At 59.9% G+C, this 24,921-nt stretch carries 18 protein-coding genes; 13 read left to right on the forward strand and 5 right to left on the reverse strand.

The features are described from left to right. Positions 1-57 precede the first annotated feature (57 nt). The 5 genes from V6P94_RS13190 (at position 58) to V6P94_RS13210 (ending at position 7,158) form a co-directional block, all read left to right on the forward strand. Positions 58-2,154, forward strand: a complete 2,097-nt coding sequence (locus tag V6P94_RS13190) for an EAL domain-containing protein (RefSeq protein WP_133079700.1) — start codon at positions 58-60, stop codon at positions 2,152-2,154. Between the two features lie 66 nt (positions 2,155-2,220). Further along, complete coding sequence (locus V6P94_RS13195) at positions 2,221-2,967, forward strand: SDR family oxidoreductase (RefSeq protein ID WP_133079701.1); 747 nt, start codon at positions 2,221-2,223, stop codon at positions 2,965-2,967. 174 nt (positions 2,968-3,141) lie between these two features. Beyond that, positions 3,142-3,642 carry a sigma-70 family RNA polymerase sigma factor gene (locus V6P94_RS13200; protein WP_133079707.1) on the forward strand — a complete coding sequence of 167 codons (501 nt, stop codon included), beginning with the start codon at positions 3,142-3,144 and terminating at the stop codon, positions 3,640-3,642. Continuing rightward, complete coding sequence (locus V6P94_RS13205) at positions 3,639-4,616, forward strand: FecR domain-containing protein (RefSeq protein ID WP_133079702.1); 978 nt, start codon at positions 3,639-3,641, stop codon at positions 4,614-4,616. Before V6P94_RS13200 ends, V6P94_RS13205 begins: the two co-directional genes overlap by 4 nt. A 100-nt stretch (positions 4,617-4,716) precedes the next feature. After that, positions 4,717-7,158, forward strand: a complete 2,442-nt coding sequence (locus V6P94_RS13210; RefSeq protein WP_338646864.1) for a TonB-dependent siderophore receptor — start codon at positions 4,717-4,719, stop codon at positions 7,156-7,158. A gap of 216 nt (positions 7,159-7,374) precedes the next feature. Here the strand turns inward: V6P94_RS13210 and V6P94_RS13215 are convergent, their stop codons facing one another. The 3 genes from V6P94_RS13215 to V6P94_RS13225 form a co-directional block, all read right to left on the reverse strand. Next, positions 7,375-8,619 carry an AGE family epimerase/isomerase gene (locus V6P94_RS13215; protein ID WP_133079703.1) on the reverse strand — a complete coding sequence of 415 codons (1,245 nt, stop codon included), beginning with the start codon at positions 8,617-8,619 and terminating at the stop codon, positions 7,375-7,377. Between the two features lie 92 nt (positions 8,620-8,711). Then, entirely contained in the window at positions 8,712-9,575 is an 864-nt protein-coding gene (locus V6P94_RS13220) for a LysR family transcriptional regulator (RefSeq protein WP_133079704.1), read from the reverse strand. A 102-nt stretch (positions 9,576-9,677) separates the two neighbouring features. Next, positions 9,678-12,152, reverse strand: a complete 2,475-nt coding sequence (locus V6P94_RS13225; RefSeq protein ID WP_338646869.1) for a TonB-dependent siderophore receptor — start codon at positions 12,150-12,152, stop codon at positions 9,678-9,680. Between the two features lie 327 nt (positions 12,153-12,479). On the opposite strand from V6P94_RS13225, the gene V6P94_RS13230 reads away from it, so the two are divergent. Then, entirely contained in the window at positions 12,480-13,346 is an 867-nt protein-coding gene (locus V6P94_RS13230; protein ID WP_326398183.1) for a pirin family protein, read from the forward strand. Positions 13,347-13,458: 112 nt separating this feature from the next. On the opposite strand, the gene V6P94_RS13235 is transcribed toward V6P94_RS13230, so the two are convergent. Together V6P94_RS13235 and V6P94_RS13240 are read right to left on the reverse strand one after the other, a co-directional pair. Further along, positions 13,459-14,640 carry an acetyl-CoA C-acyltransferase family protein gene (locus tag V6P94_RS13235; protein ID WP_338646872.1) on the reverse strand — a complete coding sequence of 394 codons (1,182 nt, stop codon included), beginning with the start codon at positions 14,638-14,640 and terminating at the stop codon, positions 13,459-13,461. 39 nt (positions 14,641-14,679) lie between these two features. After that, on the reverse strand, positions 14,680-15,600 hold the full coding sequence (locus tag V6P94_RS13240; protein ID WP_133079417.1) for a LysR family transcriptional regulator: 921 nt from the start codon (positions 15,598-15,600) through the stop codon (positions 14,680-14,682). A 133-nt stretch (positions 15,601-15,733) separates the two neighbouring features. Here V6P94_RS13240 and leuC point away from each other — a divergent pair, with 133 nt between their 5' ends. From leuC to V6P94_RS13275, 7 genes are all read left to right on the forward strand, one after another. Beyond that, positions 15,734-17,152, forward strand: a complete 1,419-nt coding sequence (gene leuC / locus V6P94_RS13245) for a 3-isopropylmalate dehydratase large subunit (protein WP_219261339.1) — start codon at positions 15,734-15,736, stop codon at positions 17,150-17,152. A 10-nt stretch (positions 17,153-17,162) separates the two neighbouring features. After that, positions 17,163-17,807: a 3-isopropylmalate dehydratase small subunit gene (gene leuD / locus V6P94_RS13250; RefSeq protein ID WP_326398181.1), complete on the forward strand. Its 645-nt coding sequence runs from the start codon at positions 17,163-17,165 to the stop codon at positions 17,805-17,807. A 120-nt stretch (positions 17,808-17,927) separates the two neighbouring features. Next, positions 17,928-18,695, forward strand: coding sequence for a class I SAM-dependent methyltransferase (locus V6P94_RS13255; protein WP_133079414.1), 768 nt, complete (start codon positions 17,928-17,930; stop codon positions 18,693-18,695). Positions 18,696-18,752: 57 nt separating this feature from the next. Beyond that, positions 18,753-19,835 (forward strand): 3-isopropylmalate dehydrogenase, encoded by a 1,083-nt coding sequence (leuB, locus tag V6P94_RS13260; RefSeq protein ID WP_133079413.1) that lies wholly within the window; start codon positions 18,753-18,755, stop codon positions 19,833-19,835. Between the two features lie 68 nt (positions 19,836-19,903). Then, positions 19,904-21,016: an aspartate-semialdehyde dehydrogenase gene (gene asd / locus V6P94_RS13265; RefSeq protein WP_133079412.1), complete on the forward strand. Its 1,113-nt coding sequence runs from the start codon at positions 19,904-19,906 to the stop codon at positions 21,014-21,016. Between the two features lie 280 nt (positions 21,017-21,296). Continuing rightward, positions 21,297-22,307 carry an aspartate-semialdehyde dehydrogenase gene (locus V6P94_RS13270; protein WP_338646879.1) on the forward strand — a complete coding sequence of 337 codons (1,011 nt, stop codon included), beginning with the start codon at positions 21,297-21,299 and terminating at the stop codon, positions 22,305-22,307. A 129-nt stretch (positions 22,308-22,436) separates the two neighbouring features. Further along, positions 22,437-24,827, forward strand: coding sequence for a FimV/HubP family polar landmark protein (locus V6P94_RS13275; RefSeq protein WP_338646881.1), 2,391 nt, complete (start codon positions 22,437-22,439; stop codon positions 24,825-24,827). Positions 24,828-24,921 lie beyond the last annotated feature (94 nt).

The following is a 24,921-nucleotide window of genomic DNA, read 5'->3' on the forward strand; positions in this document are numbered from 1 at the left end:
AATCGCGCCCCTTTACCGGGCATGGATGCTGTTCGGCACCCGCTTACGAGAAGGTCCATGGTTTCTGCAAGCTACTCTCCCTCGCTGGTTTTTATCTCCCTGTGTGTTGCCATTCTGGCGTCGTACACCGCCCTTGATCTGAGCGGTCGTATTGCCACTGCCAGAGGCCGGGCCGTGTATCTATGGATCGGTGGCGGGGCACTGGCCATGGGGTTTGGCGTGTGGTCGATGCACTTTATCGGGATGCTTGCGCTGGAGTTGCCGCTGACCCTGGGGTACGACCTGGGGCTTACCCTGTGGTCTTTGCTGGTGGCTATCCTGTCGTCAGGCTTTGCCTTGTGGCTGGTCAGTCAGCCGCGCTTGCCGGCACTGCAATTGTTGTTCGGCGCCTTGATCATGGGTGCGGGCATCAGTGCCATGCACTACAGCGGCATGGCGGCGTTGCGCATGCAGCCGGGGATTGATTACGACCCGACGCTGTTTGCCCTGTCGTTGCTGATCGCGGTAGGCGCTTCTGCCGCCGCGCTGTCGATTGCGTTTCGCCTGCGCAAGAAAACCCCTTATGTGCGTCTGATCCGGGGAGGGGCTGCGGTCATCATGGGGCTGGCCATTGTCGGTATGCATTACACCGGCATGGCGGCGGCGAATTTTCCCATTGGCAGTTTTTGCGGGGCCGCCGTGGATGGCTTGAGCGGCAAGGGGCTGGATAACCTGGTGCTGGTGTCCAGCCTGGCCGTGCTGGTGATTGCTCTGTTGACCTCGGTTTTTGATGACCGGCTCAATGCCCGGACGGCGGTCCTTGCCGACTCTTTGACCCTGGCCAATGAGGAGCTTACGCAACTGGCCCTGCACGACACCCTGACCGGGCTGCCTAACCGTATCCTGCTGGCTGACCGCATCGGTCAGGCGATGAGCAAGGTGACGGAGCAGGGCGGATGCTTCTCGCTGATGTTTATCGACCTCGATGGTTTCAAACCGGTAAACGACGCTTTTGGTCATCACCTGGGCGACCGCCTGTTGCGTGAAGTGGCGTTGCGCTTGCGCGAGCAGTTGCGCAGCCAGGACACCCTGGCGCGAATCGGTGGCGATGAATTTGTGTTGCTGGTGCGCCTGCTTGAGCCGGACGATGCCCCGCAAGTGGCGGCGCGCCAGGTCAGTCTGTTGTCCAAGGCGTTCCGGGTCGACGAGCATGATTTGCTGATTTCCGCGAGTGTCGGCATCGCGCTGTATCCCGGTAACGGTCTGGGCGCCGAAGAGCTGCTGATGAACGCCGATGCGGCGATGTATCACGCCAAGGGCACGGGCAAAAATGGCTACAGTTTTTTCGATGCCTCGATGAACTTCAACGCCCGCAAACAATTGCAACTGCTGCAAGACCTGCGTCAGGCCCTGGTGCTGCAACAGTTCCGTTTGCATTACCAGCCCAAGTTCGACGCCGGCACTGGTCAGCCGGTAGGTGCCGAGGCCTTGTTGCGCTGGGAGCATCCGCAGCAGGGTTTGTTGTTGCCGGAGAGCTTTATCGACCTCGCGGAGAAAACCGGGCTGATCATCCCTATTGGCGATTGGGTGCTTAACGAGGCGTGCCGCCAGATGCGCGTGTGGTTCGATCAGGGTTATAGCGGCTGGCGCATTGCGGTCAACCTGTCGGCATTGCAGTTCTGCCACACGGGGCTGGTCGACAGCGTTGTCGAGGCGCTGGAACGGCATCGGTTGCCAGCCAACAGCCTGACCCTGGAAATCACCGAAACCACCGCCATGAGCGACGCCGATGCAAGCATGGTGGTGCTGCAGCGCCTTTCGCAGATGGGCGTGGACCTGTCCATTGATGACTTCGGCACCGGCTACTCCAGCCTGATGTACCTCAAGCGTCTGCCGGCCAATGAATTGAAGATCGACCGTGGTTTTGTTCGTGACCTGGAGCATGACAGCGACGATGCGGCAATTGTGTCGGCCATTGTTGCGCTGGGCCAGGCACTGGGGCTGCGGATTGTGGCCGAAGGTGTGGAAACCGATACCCAGCAAAGCTTTTTGACTACCCTGGGCTGCGATTCGCTGCAGGGTTTTCTGTTGGGCCAGCCTCTGCCTGCCGAGCAATTCATGCATGAAATCCATCGCGCCGAGCCCGTCACGGACAGAAAATCGACACTGACCTGACAAACTAAAGCCTTCGCGGTTATTCTGCCCCCCAGACTTGGATCGTAGTAAGGGGAGCACGTATTTATGGATAAAGTCATCGTGATCACCGGCGGCAGCCGCGGCATAGGTGCCGCCACCGCCGTGCTGGCGGCGCAACAGGGTTATCGGATTTGCATCAATTACCTGACGGATGATGCGGCAGCCCATGAGGTGCTGGCACAGGTTCGTGCCCTGGGCGCAAAAGCCATCGCGGTGCGTGCCGATGTGAGTGACGAAGATGAAATCATTCGCCTGTTTCTTGAAGTCGACGAGCAGTTGGGGCCGGTCACGGCGCTGGTCAACAACGCGGGCACCGTGGGGCTCAAATCACGGGTCGACGAGCTCACCGAACTGCGCATCATGCATACCCTCAAAACCAACGTGCTGGGCCCGATCCTGTGTGCCAAGCACGCGGTGCTGCGCATGTCGCCACGCTACGGCGGGCAGGGCGGCAATATCGTCAATGTGTCGTCGGTGGCATCGCGCCTGGGTTCGCCGGGTGAGTACGTCGACTACGCGGCCTCCAAGGGCGCGCTCGACACCTTCACCCTGGGCTTGTCCAAGGAACTGGCGGGTGAGGGGATCCGGGTCAATGCAGTGCGCCCCGGCTATATCTTCACCGACTTTCACGCCCTGAGCGGCGATCCGGGTCGGGTCAGCAAACTTGAACCGATCATCCCGATGGGCCGCGGCGGGCGCCCCGAAGAAGTGGCCGAAGCGATTGTGTGGCTGCTCTCGGACAAGGCTTCCTACACCACAGGCACCTTTCTGGATCTTGGCGGCGGGCGCTGAGTCTGTGGGAGCGGGCTTGCTCGCGATGAGGGCGGCGCGCAGTTTCTGGGCAGTCCCGTTACGACCATCGTGAGCCAGCCACTTCCACAAGTTTTGTAACTTGCAATTACTTCCCATCCGACGATAATGCGACTTATTGCTATTTAAGTCTGGTTATCTATCGTGTCTAGCCCTGTGGACCCCAAAAGCCTGTTGGCAAGTCTGTATCACGACAATCATGCGTGGCTGCGCGGCTGGCTGTCGCGACAGGTGCGTTGCCCACAGGATGCGGCTGATCTGACCCAGGACACATTTCTGCGCGCCTGGGACGCCCGGCAATTGGAGCGTATCCAGGAGCCCAGGGCGTATCTGAGTACCGTCGCCCGCCGCTTGCTGTGTTCACTGTGGCGTCGCCGCAAGCTCGAGCAATCCTATCTGGATCAACTGGCCGATTTGCCCCAGGCCTATGCACCTTCTGCTGAAGACATTGCCCTGGTTCGCGAGGCGATTGAAGCCATCGACCGGGTGCTTGAAGGGCTGCCGTCACGGGTGAAGCGGGCCTTTTTGCTCAATCGTCTTGAAGGCATGCCCCAGCAAGCCATCGCTGACCAGCTGGGGGTATCGCTGGCCACGGTCGAACGTGATTTGCGTCGCGCCTTTGTTCATTGTCTGGGGCAAACGGAGCCGGTCCTATGAGTACAACCAGGGTTGATCCGATTACCCGTGCAGCCATTGACTGGATGCTGCGCCTGGAGTCCGGGCAAGCCTGCCCTTCGGAGCGGCAGGTGTTCAAGGCATGGCTGGCTGAAAGCCCCGAAAACATGGCCGCATGGCAGCGGGTGGCTGGCGTTCTGAAAGCCCCTGTGGCTGATTTGCAATCGGTGGAGCGGCGCAGCCCCGGGCAACTGCAGGCCGCACGCCGGGCACTGTTGGCCGGGACTTCGCCGGTGCGTAAAAAGACCCTGCAAGGCGGCCTGTTACTGTTGCTGCTTGGCCTGGGTGCCGCAGGCCTGGTGGATCGCGTGACCCCGCTGACGGGCTTGATGGCCGACCAGCACACGGCAACCGGTGAGCGCAAAACCATCGAGCTGGTGGATGGCAGCCTGCTCACACTCAACGCCCGCAGCGCAGTCGATATCGAGTTCACTGATGGTCAGCGCCGCGTGCGACTGCGCGAAGGCGAGTTGCAGGTGGAGGTGGCTGCTGATGCCGGGCGCCCGTTTGTGGTGGTCACGGCTCAAGGCCAGGTGCAGGCCCTTGGAACGCGCTTTATAGTGCGTCAGGGGACGGGCGAAAGCCTGGCCAGCGTGCAACAGCACAGTGTGCAACTGAACACCCTGGGTGGTCAGCAGCGGCGTATAGACACCGGCCAGGCCGTGTCTTTCACGGCCAGCCAGATTGACCCGCAAACCCCTACGTCCCGTAGCCAGACCGATTGGCTCCACGGCCGTGTAGAGCTGCATGACGAACCGTTGTCAGCCCTGGTCGACGCGCTTGCGCCTTACCAGACGGGGGTGTTGCGCATCAGTCCCGAGGCTGCACGGGTGCGGGTGTTCGGGGTGTTCCCCCTGGACAACACCGCCCAAACCCTGAGCGCGCTGGCGCAAACCTTGCCGATCAAGGTCACGCGTTACGGGCCGTGGTTGACCCTGATTGATGTGAATCGTTAAAACCAGCCGAATGGGAGTTAATTGCAAATAGTGTGAGGGGAAATCCTTGCTCGTTGGTCAAGGTTACAACTGCCTACCTTGCAACGAGAAAGGACGCCCCATGCCGTATGCCCCGCTAAGACCTTGCCTGCTGGCACTGACGATCACCCTGAGCATTGCGGGTCACTTGCCAAGTGCGGTGGCTGAAGCGGTGCACAGTGAGCAAAGTGCCGTTCGGTTTTTTGACCTGCCTGCCGCGCCTTTGGGCGTGACCCTGAGCCGGATCGCCCGTGACAGCAACCTGACCCTGTCCATTGCGCCTGCCTTGCTGCAGGGCAGGAACTCCGCGTCGGTGAACGGCATGTACACACCGCAACAGGCTGCCGAACGTGCTCTGGCGGGCAGTGGCCTGGGCCTGGGCCTGAGCGTGACCGACAGCGGCGCCTTGAGTGTTTACCCGCAGGCTGAGGCGGGCGCGTTGAACCTGGGTGCGACCAACGTGTCGGCGCGTGTGAGTGAAGAGGGTCGTGGTCACGTTGACGGTTTTGTCGCCACCCGTTCGGCCACCGCGACCAAAACCGACACGCCGATTCTGGAGATCCCCCAGACCATCAACGTGGTCACTGCTGATCAGGTGCAAGTGCAGGGCGCCCGCGACCTGACACAAGCGTTGCGTTACACCCCGGGGGTGAGCACCAATGGCTACACCGATCGCAACACCATCGCTGATGAAATCACCAGTCGCGGTTTTGCCCCCACGCTGCTCTACCTCGATGGCGCCTACCTGCCGTCAGCCGGCAGCCTGGGCGGCACCCCGCAGATCGATCCCTACACCCTGGAGCGTATCGAAGTGCTCAAGGGCCCGTCCTCCGTGCTGTATGGGCAAAACCAGCCGGGGGGGATGATCAACATGGTCTCCAAGCGTCCGGGCACCGAGGCCAGGCACCAGATCAAGGTCGGCACCGGCAGTTTTGACCGTTACAACCTGGCCTTTGATACCACCGGCCCGCTGGACGATGCCAAAACCCTGAGCTATCGGCTGATCGGTGTGGGCAATACCGGCAGCGAGCAGGTGGACTACACCGAAGACTCGCGCATGCTGCTGGCGCCCAGCTTCACCTGGGCCCCCAATGACAGCACCGAACTGACACTGTATGCGCAGTTGCAGCGCGATGACGCCCTGGCCGACTATCAGGCCTTGCCCGCAGTGGGCAGCCTGTACCGCAACTCCCAGGGCAACAAGATCGACCGCGACACGTTTTTGGGCGACTCGAAATGGAACGACTACAAACGCGACCAATATGTGGTGGGGTATCAGTTTTCCCATGACTTCAACGAGGTCATGACGTATCGCCAGAGCCTGAGCTACATCGACGTCAATGACCGCTACAAGGGTTTTTACCTCAACCGTTTTGTCACGGCCCCGGACGGTGCCACCGACACCCATGCCAGCCGTACCAAGCTCGACTGGCGCCAGCAGAACAGCTCGTACAGCTTCGACAACCATCTGCAAAGCGACTTCACCACCGGCCCCCTGCAGCACACCTTGCTGGTGGGTCTGGACTACCGGCAGTTCGCCCGCAAGTATCAGGGCTACAACCTGTCCGGCAGCGAAGTCATCGACCTCTACAATCCGACCAACTACCGCACCACGGGCGTGCCGACCCTGACCACGAAGTGGGATAACCGGGTCAAGCAAACCGGGCTGTATGTGCAGGACCAGATCAAACTGGACAACTTTATCCTGACAATTGGCGGTCGCCACGACTGGGCAAAAGTCGAAAACAACGATTTGCTGGCCCGTTCCCGGGAGACGCAAAACGACAACAAATTCACCGGCCGCGTGGGCCTGACCTACGTCACCTCGTTTGGCCTGGCGCCGTACATCAGCTACACCGAGTCGTTCTTGCCGTCAGTGGGCACCTCGGCGCCAGACCGTGGCGCCAAGGCATTCGAGCCGATGACGGGCAAGCAATATGAAGTGGGGGTCAAGTATCAGCCCAATGACACCACGTTGCTCACCGCCTCGGTATTCGAAATCACCCAGCAAAATGTCCTCACGGGCGACCTTGAGTATCTGGAATATCAAGTCCAGGAAGGTGAAGTCAGGTCGCGGGGCATTGAAGTGGAAGGCAAAAGCAGCTTCAACAACATCGACCTGATCGCGTCTGTGTCGTATCTGGATGTGATCTATACCAAGTCCAACTACGGCAACGAAGGCAACCGCAGCGAGGCTCAATCACCGTGGGCGGCCAGTGTGTGGGCGGACTATCACTTTACCGGGCAGGCGCTTGAAGGCGTGATCCTGGGCGGCGGGGCCCGTTACACCGGGAAAAACTTCGGCGACTCGGCCAACACCTTCAAGACGCCTTCGTTTGTGGTGTATGACGCCACGCTCAGTTATGACCTTGCGGCACTGGACTCGAGCCTGAAAGGGGTCAGCACCCGCCTCAACGTGCAGAACCTGTTTGATCGCGAGTACGTGTCCTCGTGCAACTACAGTTTCGGCTGTTACTACGGGCAGCAAAGGACGGCGGCGCTGGAAGTCAAATACGACTGGTGATGTCACTGCCATCGCCATCGAGGCGTCTGCATTAGCGATCGCTTCGCGCTCGATCGCAGCCTCGTTCCACTCGTCAGCGACTACAGCACGGAGTTCGTGGCGAATCTGTAGTCGCTGCCGAGGAACGAAGGCTGCGATGCAGACGCCTCGATCTATCAGAGACATCGAAGCGTCTGCATTAGCGATCGCTCCTCAGCGGCTATAGCCCGGGGTTTTTCAGCGGCGCAATTTGAGTGCACTGGCCAGGCTGATGGCCAGCGGCAGGCGGGGCAGCAAGGTGGCCTGGTAAGCATGGTAAAGGTCCGGCTTGCCGGGCCAGATGTTTTCCGAAGGCTGGTTGTCGATCCCCAGTTCATGATGCCAGCTGCCGTTCACACGATCGATCATGTGCAGGTCGATATAGTCCCAGAACGCTTGATACCAGACTTCGTACTCATGCTCGTCGGTGCGTTGTAACAACGCTGCGGCCGCAGCCGCGGCTTCAGCGAGGGTCCAGTGCAGGCGTTCGCGCACCACTGGCTGGTTGTTCCAGTCCAAGGTGTAGACAATTCCGCTGCCGCCATCGGCATTCCAGCCATGTTTGCACGCGCTGTTGAACAGTTGGCATGCGTCTTCGAGCAACCACTGGGGCGCCGACAAGCCGCGCTGTTTACGGGCTGCTTCCAGGTGCAGCAACAAACGCGCCCATTCAAAAGCGTGCCCCGGAGTTTTACCGAAAGGACGAAAGCCATCTGCCGGGTTGTCGCGGTTGTAGTCGGGCAACGGCTGCCAGAGTGCATCGAAATGTTCGACGGGCAGGTAGTCGGACTGCGCGGCATGCTGATGGATGACCCGCTCGGCAATGCACAAGGCACGATCGAGCCACAGGTCTTCGTCGAGCACATCGGCCAGGGCCAGAAAGACTTCGGTGCCATGCATGTTGCTGTTGGCCCCGCGATAGGCCTCGCAGTCACTCCAGTCGCTGGCAAAGCTTTCCAGCAAGGCGCCTTCTTCTTGCGACCAGAAATGGTTTTCGAGGATCTGCACGGCATCAGCCAGCAGCTCGGCTGAGCCGCCCCGTCCGGCGACCGCCGCGGAACTGGCAGCCAAGGCAACAAAAGCATGGAGGTACGCGGCTTTGCGGGTATTGCCATCCTGGGCGTTGGGGGTGGCAAACCAGCCACCCTGCACCGCATCGCGCAGGGGGCCGGCCAGTGCTGCCAGGCCGTGGTCGATCAGCGGGGCGCAGCCGGGCAGGCCTTGAATATGGGCAAGGGCAAAGCTGTGCACCATGCGTGCCGTGGTGATGGTGTCAGCCGGGGCATCATCCGGTCGTCGTCCAAACCGGTCCAGTTGGGCGAAGCCAGATGGCACGCGCGCCGCCTTGGCGAAGTCCAGCAGTGACTGGCCCTGATCGCGCAGCCACTGTTGATGGGGTGCGCTGGTGAGCCAGCTTTCGTTGGTCCGGGTGAGGTCGGTCATGTGCCACCTGTAGTGTTCTTATTCGTTATTCAACGCTCGCAGACTAAGGGATCGGGCATAAAGCTGAAAGCTTTCATCTCGGGGGCACTGGCTTAAATTTCCGGCTCCCAGCGCTGCGACCAGTCGCTGTCTTGCTTGACGATTTCGCGCAACAGCGCGATGGCGTGTTGCAAGGCGGCGCAGTCCCTTTCCCGTGAGTACACGAGGTAAGTGGGGTAGCTGAATTCGGGGGCTTTCGGGACGCGTTCCAGCGCGCCGCTGTCCAGGTAGCTCTTGACCACCCGTGTGCGGAAATAGCCGCTGCCGCCGTTTTCCAGAATGTAATGCAGCGCCACCGGCCCCAGGTTGAAGCTGATGGCTGCCCGCGCCTTGTCGGGGAGGGCGGCATCATGCTGGCGGCGAAAGTCCTCGCCCCATTCGATGTACACATAGGGCTCGGGCTGCTCGGGACGGCGAATCTGGATCAGTTTTTCTTCCAGTAACTGCTCCACCTGTACCCCGGGCCAGTAGGCGGGTTGATAGACCAGTGCCGCGTCCAGCAGGCCCATTTCAACCTGGCGCAGCAACTGCTCGGCGTCGCTGATCTGTATGCGCAGGGCATGGGTGGTGAGGTGTTGGCGCAGGACTTTGGCCCAATTCAGGATCAGCGGATTGCACAGGCTGACTTCACCGCCGATGTGCAGCAACTGATGCAGGCCTTCGGGTCGTGGCAGGTCTCGGCGGGCGGCTTCCCAGGTCTGCAGCAATTGATTGGCGTACACCACAAACGCCTCGCCCTCGGGGGTCAGCCTGGCGCCTGCGCGATTGCGAATAAACAGGGTCACGCCCAGCAGGCTTTCGAGCTTGTGCACCCGCGCGCTCACGGCAGTCTGGGTGACATGCAGTTTTTCGGCAGCGCCGACCAGGCTGCCGTAGCGAACGATTTCAAGAAAGGTGCGAGCCAGGTCGAGGTCCATAAACGCGCCAGTGAGCAAGGGGCGTTCAGTGTAAGGGAGAACAGGCTGCTGCTCACCCTCAAACCTCTGCGGGAGCAGGCAAGCCCGCTCCCGCACTTCAGGTTAGAAGGTGTATTTGGAAGTCAGCATCAGGCTGCGAGGTTCGCCGTAGTAGGTGGTGCTGAAGTTGCCCAGGCCCGACAGGTATTTCTTGTCGAACACGTTGTTGGCGTTGAGGTTGAACGACAGGTGTTCGTTGTACTCGTAGCGGGTCATCAGGTTGACCAGCGCAAAGCTTTGCTGCTCGATGATGTCGTAGTCTTCTTTGGCCGAGTTGTAGATCTTGCCGTAGAACGGGCTCTGCCAGTTCACGCCACCGCCCACGGTCACCTTGTTCATCACGCCCGGCAGGCGGTAGGTGGTAAACACCCGCGCCACGTTTTCCGGTTTGGTGGTTTCCAGCGGGTAGCCATAGACACGCTCCCCATCATCGGAGCGAGTTCTGGCGTAGGTGTAGCCTGCCATCAGGTTCCAGTCCGGCATCAGCTCACCGGACAACTCAAGTTCAATGCCGTTGGTGGTTGCACCATCCAGGGATTCGAAGATGCCCAGGTTGGTGTTTGCGTTTGTGCCCACCTGGATGGGTACATTTTTCTGTTCGGTACGGAACACCGCCGCACTGGCATTCAAGCGGCCATCGAAGTACTCGGCCTTGACGCCGAGTTCGTAGCTGTTGCCTTCAGTGGGTGCCAGGGTGGCGCCAGAGCTGCTTTGCTCGGTGAGGGGTTTATAGATGGAGGTATAGCTGCCATACACCGAGTAGTTTTCATTGATGTCATACACCACGCCAGCGTAGGGCGTCACCTCGCCGTGTTGCTTGGCAGAGGTTTTGTTGTCCTGGAAGTTGCTGCTCTGCTGGTAATACCGGTAGGTGCTGTTGTACTGGAAGTCACTCAGGCGGCTGCCGAGGATAATCGACCAGTCGTCCGCGGGCTTGAAGCGTGCGGCGATGTAGGCGCTGTTCTGATTCTGGTTGGTTTCATATTTGCCGTTCTTCGGGAAGTCCGGCCGTGGGTAGTTGCCGTTCCAGTCAAAGATGCTTTCGGACAGCACACGATATTCGCTGCTGTCGAAGGTCGCCCCGGTCTGGCGGGAGGACTGGGACGTGGCGCCGACCACCAGTTCATGCTCGCGGCCAAACAGGGTAAACGGGCCGGTGGCATTGATATCGACAGTGTTTTGGACGCGATGGCCTTCCCAGTGACCCCAGTAGAAGGACATGCCGTCGCCTGTCACCGGATCAGGCATGCCGCCACTGGCCGAGCCCAGCAGGGTGTCGTGGTCGTTGGTTTGCTGGGTCAGGCTGCCTTTGACTTTCCAGTCATTGGCAAAGCGGTGCTCCAGGGAGGCGAAGGTCGTCTGGATTTGAACGTCGCGACGGCTCCAGTCGGTGGCCGGGTTGAACGAGCGGCTGAAATCGGTCTTGGTGTAGTTGGAGTAGTAGTACGGGTTGCCGGTCCAGGACGAGCCGCGTGGCTTGATGTTCTGGTAGTCCATGCCAAAGGTGAGCAGGGTGTCGGGGGTGAGGTCGGCCTGGATGATGCCGTACATCACATCATTCTTTTTTGAATAGTGATCGCGGTACGAGTCGGCATCCTGATACACCGCCACCATGCGACCGCGCACACTGCCATCTTCATTCAGCGGCCCGGAAATATCGCCTTCGGTGCGGTAGTTGTCCCACGAACCTGCGCTGGCCGAGATCGAGGCCTTGAAGTCGCGAGTCGGCTTTTTGCGGATCAGGTTGACCGTGGCCGAAGGCTCGCCCGAGCCGGACAGCAGGCCGGTGGCACCCTTGACGATATCTACCCGGTCATACAGGGCCATGTCGACCTTGGTTGCGCCTTCATCGAACACCCCGTCATACAGCGTGTTGACACCGTCGTACTGGAAGTTGGTGATTGCGTAGCCGCGGGCCGAGTATTCCATCCGGTCGCTATCGTAGGCCTGGGTGGACACACCCGGCGCGTTGCGCAGCACGTCACCGATACTTTGGGCCGCCTGGTCGTCCATCATCTGGCGGGTGACTACGGTCACGGTTTGCGGGGTCTCGCGCAATGAAAGGGCCAGTTTGGTCGAGCTGTTGCTGGCCCCGGTCGTGTAGGAACGGGTGTCTTCTGTGGTCAGCGAGTCGCCCGGACCCTTGCCGGAAACAGTGGTCGCACCCAATTCCAGGCCTTTGCCTTGGGGGGCGCTCAGAATCACCGTGTCGCCATTGAGCTGATACGAAATGCCGCTGCCTTGCAGCAGGGACTCCAGAGCCTTGACCGGTTCGAGCGAGCCGGACACGGGGCGGGACGTGATGCCTTGAACCTGATCCGGGCTATACAGGATTTGCAGATTGGCTTGCTTGCCCAGTTCATTCAGCGCGCTGGCCAGGGATTGAGACGGAATATTCAAGGCCACCGGCGCCGCCTGGGCAATGGATGAACCCAGCAATACCGAGGCTACAAAGGCGCTGGACAGCAGGGTGCGGCGAACAGTCTGGCGCTGGGTAGCGATCGAAAGAGGGGTCCGGCTCAAGTTGGGTCGTTGCATCGCGTGCCTAGGCTCCGAAGTGGGGAATTTCTTTTTTGTTAATGGGAATAGTTATTAGACGCAGCGCGATGGAGAAACCAGAAACAGGATTTTCAAATAGTTTTATTTAGCTGATGGCCACAGTCGGGGCCTTGGTGGGAGCGGGCTTGCTCGCGATGCAGGCGACTCGGTTTGCCTGATTGATCCCATTGATGCCATCGCGAGCAAGCCCGCTCCCACAGTGCAATAGATTGTTCTGTTAGTGGGACGATTAGTGTCAAAAACACTGTCTAGTCTTATGGATGAATCGAATCTAAGCTTGTCCCCATGATTGACAGGAGGTGCAACATGAAAAAGATTCTGGGTGTGTACACAGCTCCCCGTCCCCATTGGGTCGGCGATGGCTTTCCGGTTCGTACGTTGTTTTCCTATGACAGCATGGGCAAATACATCAGCCCGTTCCTGCTGCTTGATTACGCTGGGCCAGCCGAGTTCTCGCCAACCACAGAGCGTCGTGGTGTGGGCCAGCACCCCCATCGTGGTTTCGAAACCGTGACCATCGTCTACAAAGGCGAAGTTGAGCACCGTGATTCCACCGGTAACGGCGGGGTGATCGGCCCTGGTGATGTGCAATGGATGACCGCGGCTTCGGGGATCCTGCACGAGGAGTTTCATTCCGAGGCGTTTGCCCGCAGTGGCGGCCCGCTGGAAATGGTGCAGCTATGGGTCAACCTGCCGGCCAGGGACAAAATGTCGGCGCCGGGGTATCAGGGCATTGTGGATCGGGATATTCCTGATCTGGCGCTCAAGGACGATGCCGGTCGGTTGCGCCTGATTGCCGGTGAGTTCGATGGCACTCGGGGCCCGGCGCGGACCTTCACCGATATCGACGTGTGGGACATCCGCCTGAACGCGGGCAAGTCGGCGACATTCGATGTGCATCAGGGTCGCAACACGGCGCTGGTGGTGTTGCACGGTGCGGTTGAGGTCAACGGTCAGGAAGTGGTGCGCGAAGGGCAGTTGGCGCTGTTCGAGCGTGACGGTTCGCAAGTCCGGCTTGAGGCCAATAACGATGCGGTGCTGCTGATCCTGAGTGGTGAGCCGATCGACGAACCGATCGTGGGGCATGGCCCGTTTGTGATGAACACGGATGCCGAGATCCAGCAGGCATTTGTTGACTTCCAGTCGGGCAAGTTTGGCCGTATGCCTGCGTAGTGCCATGCGACCTGTGGGAGCGGGCTTGCCCGCGATGGCATCGCCCTGGTTTACCTGACAGACCGCAGGGCCTGCATCGCGAGCAAGCCCGCTCCCACTCATGTACGAGGGTTCAAACCCGTTCGAAAATCACCGCGATGCCCTGGCCGCCGCCGATGCACATGGTTGCCAGGGCGTAGCGGCCCTTGATCCGGTGCAGTTCATGGATGGCCTTGGTGGCGATGATCGCGCCGGTGGCGCCAACCGGGTGCCCCAGGGCGATCCCCGAGCCATTGGGGTTGACCTTGGCCGGGTCCATGTCCAGCTCCTGCATCACGGCGCAGGCTTGGGCGGCGAAGGCGATATTGGCTTCGATGACGTCCATGTCTTCAATGCTCAACCCCGCCCGCTTAAGCGCCAGGCGCGTTGCCGGAATCGGTCCAAGGCCCATCAATTCGGGTTCTACCCCGGCATGGGCATACGCCACCAGGCGGGCCATTGGCGTCAGGTTGCCAGCCTGTACCGCAGCGCCACTTGCCAATACCAGCGCCGCTGCACCGTCATTGAGCCCTGATGCGTTGCCAGCGGTCACGCTGCCGTCCTTCTTGAACGCAGGTTTCATCTGCGCCAGCTGTTCCAGGGTGGTGGCCCGCGGGTGTTCGTCCTGACTGAACATCACACTGCCCTTGCGACTGCGTACCTCAACTGCGGCGATCTGACTGTCGAAGTACCCCTGGGCGATGGCGCGCGCTGCGCGCTGCTGGTCTTCAAATGCCAGGGCATCCTGGGTCTGGCGGCTGATGCTGTTGCGCTGGGCGATGTTCTCGGCGGTGACGCCCATATGAATGCCGTGGAACGGGTCGTGCAGAATGCCGAGCATGTAATCGAGCATCTGCCCATCCCCCATGCGCGCCCCCCAACGGGCAGCAGGCAGCAGGTACGGGCCGCGACTCATGGCTTCGGCTCCGGCGCCAATGGCAAATTCGGCATCGCCGAGCATCAGGGTGTGGGCGGCCGAAATAATGGCCTGCAAGCCGGAGCCGCAGAGGCGATTGACGTTATAGGCCGGAGTTTCTTTGGGGATCCCGGCATTGATCGCGGCGACTCGCGCCAGGTAGGCATCCTGGGGCTCGGTTGGAATCACGTTGCCCATCACCACGTGGCCGATGCGCTCGGGATCGACCTGGCTGCTCAGCAACGCAGCTTTTACGGCGGTGGTGGCCAGGTCGGCCAGAGGCACGTCCTTGAGGGCGCCACCAAACGTACCAATGGCCGTTCGCTGGGCGCTGAGGATGAAAATGTCAGGAGCTTGCATGGCGGATCCTTGTTGTTTTAGTGGGCCAAATGCGCTGGATTATTTCACTGGGCTGCTTAGTGGAGCGTCGTCCGTTTGAAGGGGCCGGGTGTCGACCTGGCCATCCAGAAGGGTCATGAAGGCATGGGCCGCATTGGACAGGGTTCGCTCCGTATGCAGGATATAACCCAGCTGGCGCGTCAACTGGATGCCGGGCAAGGCAATCGATGCCACTTGCTCGTCGAGCATGGTGCGCGGCAGTACGCTCCAGGCCAGCCCGATGGAGACCATCATTTTGATGGTTTCCAGGTAGTTGGTGCTCATGGCGATATTGGGGGTAAGGCCCTGGGCTTCAAACAGGCGATGGACAATATGGTGGGTGAAGGTATTGCCGCCAGGGAACACCGCCGGATGACGCGCGATATCCGCCATGCTGACCGCCTTTTTCCGGGTCAGGCTGTGCTCGGGGGCGACCACGAAGTCCAGCGGATCATCCCATACGGGGACGGCCCGAATCAGCGAGTGAGGTTCCGGTGCGAGGGTGATCACGGCCAGTTCGGCGCGGCCATGGAGAATTTCGTCATAGGCCACCTCTGAATCCAGGAACTGAATGTCCAGCGCGACTTTGGGATAGGTGCGGGTGAACTCGCGCAGCAAAGGCGGCAGGCGGTGCAGGCCAATGTGATGGCTGGTGGCCAGGGTCAGACGCCCGCTGACCTCACCATTGAGGTTGTTCAGCGCCCTGCGGGTGTCATCCAGCACGTTGAGAATCTGATAGGCCCGTGGCAGTAATGCCCGTCCCGCCTCGGTCAGGCTGACCTCACGCCCCAGCCGGTCGAACAGCCTGAGCTTGAGTTGCTGCTCGATACTGGCGATGCGTTTACTGATGGCGGGCTGGGTCAGGAACAGCCGTTCGGCGGCCCCGGAAAAGCTGCCGGTTTCAGCAATGGCAATAAAGGCATTGAGATTCGCGAGATCCATCTATTCGAATTCCTGTTGGTTATCCAAAGCATGAAAATTATGAATTTGAGTTATTAACTGTAACCCCATAGGATCGACCTCACAAGCCAAGTGGTTATTGGCACAGAAAAGTAGCTGATGAGGAAACCGTCTGATGGCCGGCAAAACGCTCTACGACAAGCTCTGGGATTCGCATTTGGTCAAGCAGCGCGACGATGGTTCGGCGCTGATCTATATCGACCGTCACATCATTCATGAAGTGACGTCGCCGCAGGCCTTTGAAGGTCTGCGTCTGGCCGGGCGCAAGCCTTGGCGCATCGATGCCAACATCGCCACCCCGGACCACAACGTACCGACCACGCCGGAACGCAAAGGCGGGATCGAAGCGATTGCTGACGAAGTTTCCCGTTTGCAGGTCCAGACCCTCGACGACAACTGCGACGAGTACGGCATTACCGAGTTCAAGATGAACGACGTGCGCCAGGGCATCGTTCACGTGATCGGCCCGGAGCAGGGCGCCACCTTGCCGGGCATGACCGTGGTCTGCGGCGACTCGCACACCTCGACCCACGGTGCATTCGGTGCATTGGCCCATGGCATCGGCACCTCCGAGGTTGAGCATGTGCTCGCCACGCAGTGTCTCGTCGCCAAGAAAATGAAGAACATGCTGGTGTCGGTCGAAGGGCAATTGCCGTTCGGCGTGACAGCCAAGGACATCGTACTGGCAGTGATCGGCAAGATCGGCACCGCAGGCGGCAATGGTCACGCCATCGAGTTTGCCGGCAGCGCGATCCGCGACTTGTCGGTTGAAGGCCGCATGACCATCTGCAACATGTCCATTGAAGCCGGTGCCCGAGTAGGCCTGGTAGCGGCGGATCAGAAGACGGTCGATTACGTGAAGGGTCGTCCGTTCTCTCCTAAAGGCGCCGAATGGGACATGGCAGTCGAAGCCTGGAAAGACCTGGTTTCCGACAGCGATGCAACCTTCGACACCGTGGTTGAACTCGACGCTGCCCAGATCAAGCCTCAAGTCAGCTGGGGTACTTCGCCCGAGATGGTATTGGCGGTTGATCAGAACGTGCCGGATCCGGCGCAGGAAGCCGACCTGGTCAAGCGCGGCTCGATCGAACGTGCGTTGAAGTACATGGGGTTGACGGCTAATCAGGCGATCACCGATATCCAGCTGGATCGCGTGTTTATCGGCTCGTGCACCAACTCTCGAATCGAAGACTTGCGTGCTGCAGCCGTGATTGCCAAAGGCCGTAAAGTGGCGTCCACCATCAAGCAGGCGATCGTGGTACCGGGCTCGGGCCTGGTCAAGGCCCAGGCTGAATCGGAAGGGCTGGACAAGATTTTCCTGGAGGCCGGTTTTGAATGGCGTGAGCCAGGTTGCTCGATGTGCCTGGCGATGAACCCGGATCGACTGGAGTCCGGCGAGCATTGCGCATCGACCTCCAACCGCAACTTCGAAGGCCGTCAGGGTGCCGGTGGCCGTACGCACCTGGTGAGCCCGGCAATGGCCGCCGCCGCCGCTGTGAACGGTCGTTTCATCGACGTCCGCGAATTGATCTAAGGAGCGCAGCATGAAAGCTTTTACTCAGCACACCGGTTTGGTCGCGCCTTTGGATCGAGCCAACGTGGACACGGACCAAATCATTCCCAAGCAGTTTTTGAAGTCGATCAAACGCACCGGCTTTGGTCCGAACCTGTTTGATGAATGGCGCTACCTGGATGTGGGGCAGCCTTATCAGGACAACTCCAAGCGTCCGCTGAACAAGGACTTTGTACTCAATGCCGAGCGTTATCAGGGCGCCAGTGTGTTGCTGGCCCGTGAAAACTTCGGTTGCGGCTCCAGCCGTGAGCACGCGCCCTGGGCGCTGGAAGAGTACGGATTTCGCAGCATCATCGCGCCGAGTTATGCCGACATCTTCTTCAATAACAGCTTCAAGAATGGCTTGTTGCCGATCATTTTGAGCGACGCCGAAGTGGATGAGCTGTTTGCCCAGGTCGAAGCCGAGCCGGGTTACCAGCTCAATATCGACCTTGAAGCACAAACCGTGACCCGTCCTGATGGCAAGGTCTTGAGCTTTGAGATCGATGCGTTTCGCAAACACTGTTTGCTCAACGGCCTGGACGATATCGGACTGACCCTGCAGGACGACGTAGCGATTGCCGCATTTGAAAGCAAGCACCGTGCAAGCCAGCCGTGGTTGTTCCGCGACGCTTGAATGGCCTCATCGCGGGCAAGCCCGGCTCCCACAGGGGAATGCATTTCAAATGTGGGAGCGGGCTTGCCCGCGATGACAGCAGTGTGGACAACCCAAGTCTTGCCCCTAAAAGGAAGTTTTATGACCAGCACCGCCCAGCACACCCAGGTTGTACAAAAGCAGTTCGGCGAACAGGCGTCGGCCTATCTGAGCAGTGCCGTGCACGCGCAAGGCACTGAGTTCGGCCTGCTGAAGGCTGAGCTGGCTGACAAACCGCAGGCGCGGGTGCTGGACCTGGGGTGTGGCGCGGGTCATGTGAGCTTTCACGTGGCAGCACTGGTCAAGGACGTCGTGGCCTACGACCTGTCGCAGCCAATGCTCGATGTGGTCAGTGCGGCGGCAACCGATCGCGGACTGGGCAACATCACCACCGTGTGCGGTGCGGCCGAGCGCCTGCCGTTTGCCGACGGTGAATTCGATTACGTACTCAGCCGTTATTCGACCCATCACTGGAACGACGTCGGCCTGGCCCTGCGCGAAGTTCGCCGGGTACTCAAGCCCGGTGGTGTAGCGGTGTTTATTGATGTGATGTCGCCGGGCAGCGCGTTGCTGGACACCTACCTGCAAGCGGTCGAGGTGCTGCGCGATACCAGTCATGTGCGCAACTACTCTGCGGGCGAATGGCTGCGTCAGGTCAGTGAAGCCGGTTTGCATACGCGCAGCACACAGCGTCAGCGTTTGCGTTTAGAGTTCAGCTCCTGGATCGAGCGCATGCGCACGCCGCAGGTCATGAGCGCGGCCATTCGCCAACTGCAGCAGGCGATGGGCAGCGAGGTTCGCGAGTATTTCGAGATTGAAGCCGATGGCACGTTCAGCACCGATGTGCTGGTGCTGTGGGCCGAGAAGTAACCCCAATATTTCAGGATGCGCCTGCGGGGGCATCAACAGACAAGAAAAGAGGAACCCATGAGCAAGCAGATTCTGATTCTCCCAGGCGACGGTATCGGTCCGGAAATCATGGCCGAAGCGGTCAAGGTGCTGGCATTGGCCAACGACAAGTTCAACCTGAACTTTGAACTGACCCACGACGTGATCGGCGGTGCTGCCATCGACAAGCATGGCGTGCCGCTGGCCGACGAGACCCTGGAACGCGCCCGTGCTGCGGACGCTGTACTGCTGGGCGCCGTGGGTGGCCCGAAATGGGACAAGATCGAACGCGACATTCGTCCTGAGCGCGGCCTGCTGAAAATCCGTGCGCAATTGGGCCTGTTCGGCAACCTGCGTCCGGCCATCCTGTACCCGCAACTGGCGGATGCTTCGAGCCTCAAGCCTGAAATCGTCGCGGGCCTGGATATCCTGATCGTTCGCGAACTGACTGGCGGCATTTATTTCGGCGCGCCACGTGGCACCCGCGAACTGGAAAACGGCGAGCGTCAGGCCTATGACACGCTGCCGTACAGCGAAAGTGAAATCCGTCGCATCGCCCGTGTCGGTTTCGACATGGCCCGTGTTCGCGGCAAAAAGCTGTGCTCGGTAGACAAGGCCAACGTGCTGGCTTCCAGCCAGCTGTGGCGTGAAGTGGTCGAGCAAGTGGCCAAGGACTACCCGGACGTTGAACTGAGCCACATGTACGTCGACAACGCTGCCATGCAGCTGGTGCGTGCGCCCAAGCAATTTGACGTGATCGTGACCGAGAACATGTTCGGCGACATCCTGTCCGATCAGGCCTCGATGCTCACAGGCTCGATTGGCATGCTGCCGTCGGCGTCCCTGGATACCAACAATAAAGGCATGTACGAGCCGTGCCACGGTTCGGCGCCGGACATCGCGGGGCAGGGCATTGCCAACCCGCTGGCAACCATTTTGTCGGTCTCGATGATGCTGCGTTACAGCTTCAATCAGAGTGCTGCGGCCGATGCCATTGAGCAGGCGGTGAGCCTGGTTCTGGATCAGGGTTTGCGTACCGGTGACATCTGGTCGGCGGGTTGCACCAAGGTTGGAACACAGGAAATGGGCGATGCAGTAGTCGCCGCGCTACAGAATCTGTAATCTCTCTGGCCCGTTACTTCCTGTTGGTGGAAGTAACGACCCCACTTTTTGTTAAAGGTGTCGTTGTGATGAAGCGTGTAGGTCTGGTCGGTTGGCGCGGTATGGTTGGTTCCGTACTCATGCAGCGGATGCTGGAAGAGCAGGATTTCGATCTTATTGAGCCCGTGTTTTTTACTACCTCCAATGTCGGTGGACAAGGTCCGTCCGTGGGCAAAGAGATTGCCCCGCTCAAGGATGCTTACAACATTGAAGAGTTGAAAACCCTCGATGTGATTCTGACCTGCCAGGGCGGCGACTACACCACCGAGGTGTTCCCCAAGCTGCGTGAGGCGGGTTGGCAAGGTTACTGGATCGATGCGGCTTCGAGCCTGCGGATGCAGGATGACGCGGTCATTATTCTGGACCCGGTCAACCGCAAGGTGATCGACCAGCAACTGGATGCGGGCACCAAGAACTACATCGGCGGCAACTGCACCGTCAGCCTGATGCTTATGGGCCTGGGCGGCCTGTTCGAAGCGGGTCTGGTGGAATGGATGAGTGCCATGACCTACCAGGCGGCCTCGGGCGCCGGCGCGCAGAACATGCGTGAGCTGATCAAGCAAATGGGCGCGACCCATGCTGCGGTCGCAGATCAACTGGCTGATCCGGCCAGCGCCATCCTCGACATTGACCGTCGTGTTGCGCAAGCCATGCGCAGCGATGCGTACCCGACCGAGAACTTCGGCGTGCCACTGGCTGGCAGCTTGATCCCGTGGATCGATAAAGAGCTGCCAAACGGTCAGAGCCGCGAAGAATGGAAGGCGCAGGCTGAAACCAACAAGATCCTGGGTCGCTTCAAGAACCCGGTTCCGGTGGACGGCATTTGCGTGCGTATCGGTGCGATGCGTTGCCACAGCCAGGCATTGACCATCAAGCTGAACAAGGATGTGCCGATTGCTGATATCGAAGACCTGATCAGCCAGCACAACCCGTGGGTCAAGCTGGTGCCGAACCAGCGTGAAGCCAGTATTCAGGAACTGAGCCCGACCAAGGTGACAGGTACCCTGAATGTACCGGTTGGCCGTCTGCGCAAGCTGAACATGGGTTCGCAATTCCTCGGTGCTTTCACCGTAGGCGACCAATTGCTGTGGGGTGCGGCTGAGCCGTTGCGTCGCATGCTGCGGATCTTGCTGGAGCGTTAATGCTTCCTGGCAAGTAAAAGGCCCGCCTCTCGCAAGAGTGGCGGGTTTTTTATTGGGCAGGGCATGAGAACTCCGTGCATTTGTAGCGTTGCTCAAATCTGTGGGAGCGGGCTTGCCCGCGATAGCATCACCGCGGTTTACCTGGTGAACCGTGTGGGCCCCATCGCGGGCAAGCCCGCTCCCACAGTCAACTTGGCAGGATCAAATATGCCGGTTGCGTTGCCTGTCGCAGTTGCGACCGGTAAAGTGCCGCTCCCCACGTTTCGCCTGAGGTAGACACATGAGCCAGTCCTTTGATATCGCCGTTGTCGGCGCCACCGGCACCGTCGGCGAAACCATCGTACAGATCCTGGAAGAACGGGATTTCCCGGTTGCGGATTTGCACCTGCTGGCCAGCAGTGAGTCAGTTGGACATTCGGTGCCTTTTCGCGGCAAGAACGTGAGAGTGCGCGAAGTCGACGAGTTCGATTTCAGCAAGGTTCAGCTGGCTTTCTTTGCCGCAGGGCCTGGCGTGACCTTGAGCTTTGCCGCCAAAGCCAGCGTAGCCGGCTGCATTGTGATCGATTTGTCAGGTGCACTGCCTTCGGCTCAAGCGCCTCACGTGGTGCCTGAGGCGAATGCGCCGGTTCTGGCAACCTTGCAAAAGCCTGTTCAGGTCAGTAGCCCGAGCCCTTCGGCCACCGCCCTGGCAGTGGCCCTGGCCCCGTTGCGCGGCTTGCTGGACATTCAACAGGTGAGTGTGACCGCGTGCCTGGCAGTGTCTGCCCAGGGGCGTGAAGCGGTTTCCGAGCTGGCGCGCCAAACCACGGCGTTGCTGAACCTGCATCCGCTGGAAACTAGCTTTTTTGATCGCCAGATGGCGTTCAACCTGCTGGCGCAAGTCGGCAAACCAGATGCCCAGGGCCATGTACCGCTGGAAAAACGCCTGGTGACGGAGTTGCGCGAAGTCTTGGGCATGCCAGCACTGAAAATTTCGGTCACATGCATTCAAGCGCCGGTGTTTTTTGGCGATAGCTTTAGTGTGTCCTTGCAACTGGCCGGGCCGGTGGACCTGGCCGGGGTCAATGCGGCGCTCGAAGCTGGCGATTGTATCGAGCTGGTTGAAGAGGGCGACTACCCTACAGCCGTGGGGGACGCGGTGGGTCAGGACGTGGTCTATGTCGGTCGTGTCCGTCACGGTGTGGAGGACACTTCGCAGCTCAATCTGTGGCTGACCTCGGACAACGTGCGCAAGGGTGCTGCGTTGAACGCCGTGCAGTTGGCTGAGTTGTTGATAAAAGACCTGCTGTAAAAGATACTTGGCGCCAATTTGTAGCAGGTTGTCACAGGGTTCCAGCGCCGGTCGTCGCAGTCAGGTTGCTTTCAGGCAGCAGCTCTACAGGTCTCGCGGGACGAGGCCTGTACCAATAAGGAAGAGGCTATGGTTCAGGTTCGCAAATTAGTGTTAGCAATCGCCGCCGCTTCGGCGCTGTCATCCGGTATGGCACACGCGCTTGGGCTCGGGGAGCTGACGCTCAAGTCGACCCAGAACCAGCCATTGCTTGCAGAAATCGAGCTGCTGGACGTCAAGGATCTGACCGCGGCGCAAGTGGTGCCGAGCCTGGCTCCCGAGCAGGAGTTCAGCAAGGCAGGGGTGCCGCGTCCGGCATTTCTGGATGATCTGCGTTTTACTCCCGTGATCAACGCGGATGGCAAGAGCGTATTGCGCGTCACTTCCAGCCAGCCATTGTCCGAACCTTTCGTAAAATTCCTGGTGCAGGTGATGTGGCCTAACGGCCGTTTGATGCGCGACTACAGCGTGTTGCTCGACCCTGCAAAGTTCTCGCCTCAGACCGCAGCGGCGGCATCAACCTCTGCGCCTGACTCTGCGCAGCCAGCGCATTACACGACATCGGCCCGTGACACCTTGTGGGAAATCGCGGCCAAGGCACGCAATGGCGGCTCGGTGCAGCAGACCATGCTGGCGATTCAGGCCCTGAACCCTGATGCCTTCATCAACGGCAATATCAACCGCCTTAAAACCGGTCAGGTGCTGCGCTTGCCGGACGCGGGTCAAAGCGTCCAGTTGCCCCAGGCCAAGGCCGTCAACGAAGTAGCCTCGCAAAATGCCGATTGGCGCAATGGCCGTCGCACGGTGCCGCTGGCTCAGCAGCTGGATGCAACCGGGCGCAAGCCTGAATCGACTTCTCCTGCCAAGGCTGTGGCGCGGGACGGTTTGAGCCTGGTGTCGGGCCAGGCGGGCAAGGCGGCAGGCAAAGGTGTTGCAGGGGACGTCAGCAATGTGAGCGACAAGCTGGCGATGACCCAGGAGGGGCTGGACACCAGTCGCCGTGAAAATGCCGAGCTGCAAAGCCGGATGAAAGATTTGCAAAGCCAGTTGGACAAGCTTCAGCGTTTGATCGTGTTGAAGAATGATCAGTTGGCCAAGCTTGAGGCCGAAAAAGGGCTGCCTGCCGACCCGGCGGCGGCGATACCGGCACAAATCGTCGCCCAGGCGGCGGACGCGCCTGAAGCGGATATAGCCCCGGCGCTTGAGGGTGTACCCGCTACCGCAGTCCCGCCAAGCCCTGTTGAAAGCACTGCACCGCCAAGCGCGGAGCGAAAAATCCAGGATCTGCTGGCAAGCCCGATGTTGCTTGGGCTGATAGGTGGCGGGGCGGTGTTGTTGCTGCTCCTTCTTCTCTTGATGGCGCGTCGGCGTAAAGCGCTGCAGGCAGCCGAAAAGCATGCGCGGATGGCTCGGGAACTCGAAGTAGAGTCCGATTTTTCAGTTGATCTGGACATGCCGCAGAGCAGTTTTGAAGGGTTGGAGACTCCATCGCGCAGCGTCAGGCTCGAGCCGGCACCGGCACCGGCACCAGTGTCAGTGCCTGAAGCTGAAGTGATAGCGCCCGTGATTGCCCCCGTGTCGTTGGCCAAGCCTGCTGCCGATGTGCTGGAGCAGGCGGAGCAACTGATCGAGCAACGTCAGTTGAGTGAAGCCGCAGTGCTGCTCAAGGCATCGATCGATCAAGCTCCGCAGCGCAGTGATTTGCGTCTCAAGCTGATGCAGGTTTATGGCGAGCTGGGTGAGCGTGAAGCCTTTGTCGCCCAAGAGCGCCAGTTGGTTGCCAATGGCAAGAACCACGCCGAGGTCGAGCAGCTTAAAAAGCGCTACCCGGGCATGCTGGTGGCTGCGGCGGCGGGTATCGCCACGGCGGCCGTGGCAACGCAACTTCAAGCACAATTCGTCCAGGAGATGATGCGTGACGATCGCGAGGTAGAGTCCGAGCCTGTGACTGTTCCTCCTGTAGATGAGTTTGATCACGATTTCGACCTGAGCCTCGACGAGCTTGAGGCCGCGTCACCTGCGGTGGTGTCTGCCGATCTGCCGGGCAAGGACAAGCCTGCAGTCGACAGTTTTGAAGCGGTTCTTGAACAACAGGCTGAAGCTCAGGCTGCCCGTGAAGAACTCTCGGACTTTGATCTGGGCCTGCCGGCGGATTTCGACTTGTCCCTGGCGGATGAAAGCGCCCCGGCGAGTGTTGAGCCTGACAGCTTTTCTCTGGAGCTGGACAAGGTCAATGCCGAGTTGCATCGACTGTCCCAAAGCCTTGAGCAGTCAACCCTGGCTGAGCCTTTTGCCGATGATGAGCCCGAGTTCGACTTCCTGTCGGGCGCCGACGAAACCGCCACCAAGCTCGATCTGGCCCAGGCCTATATCGACATGGGCGATGACGAAGGTGCGCGGGATATCCTGACTGAAGTCATGGAGGAGGGTAATGCCCAGCAGCAGTCTGAAGCCCTGGAAATGCTGGCGCGGTTGACCTGATTGGGTGAAATGTTTCATGGCGTCTTGCCGGGTGCGCCTTATAATGGCCACCTTTGCGTTTATGAGCAGGCTGTAAGTCCTTGGCAAATATAGA

Source organism: Pseudomonas sp. ML2-2023-3 (assembly GCF_037055275.1).
In the GTDB taxonomy this organism is placed as follows: Bacteria; Pseudomonadota; Gammaproteobacteria; order Pseudomonadales; family Pseudomonadaceae; genus Aquipseudomonas.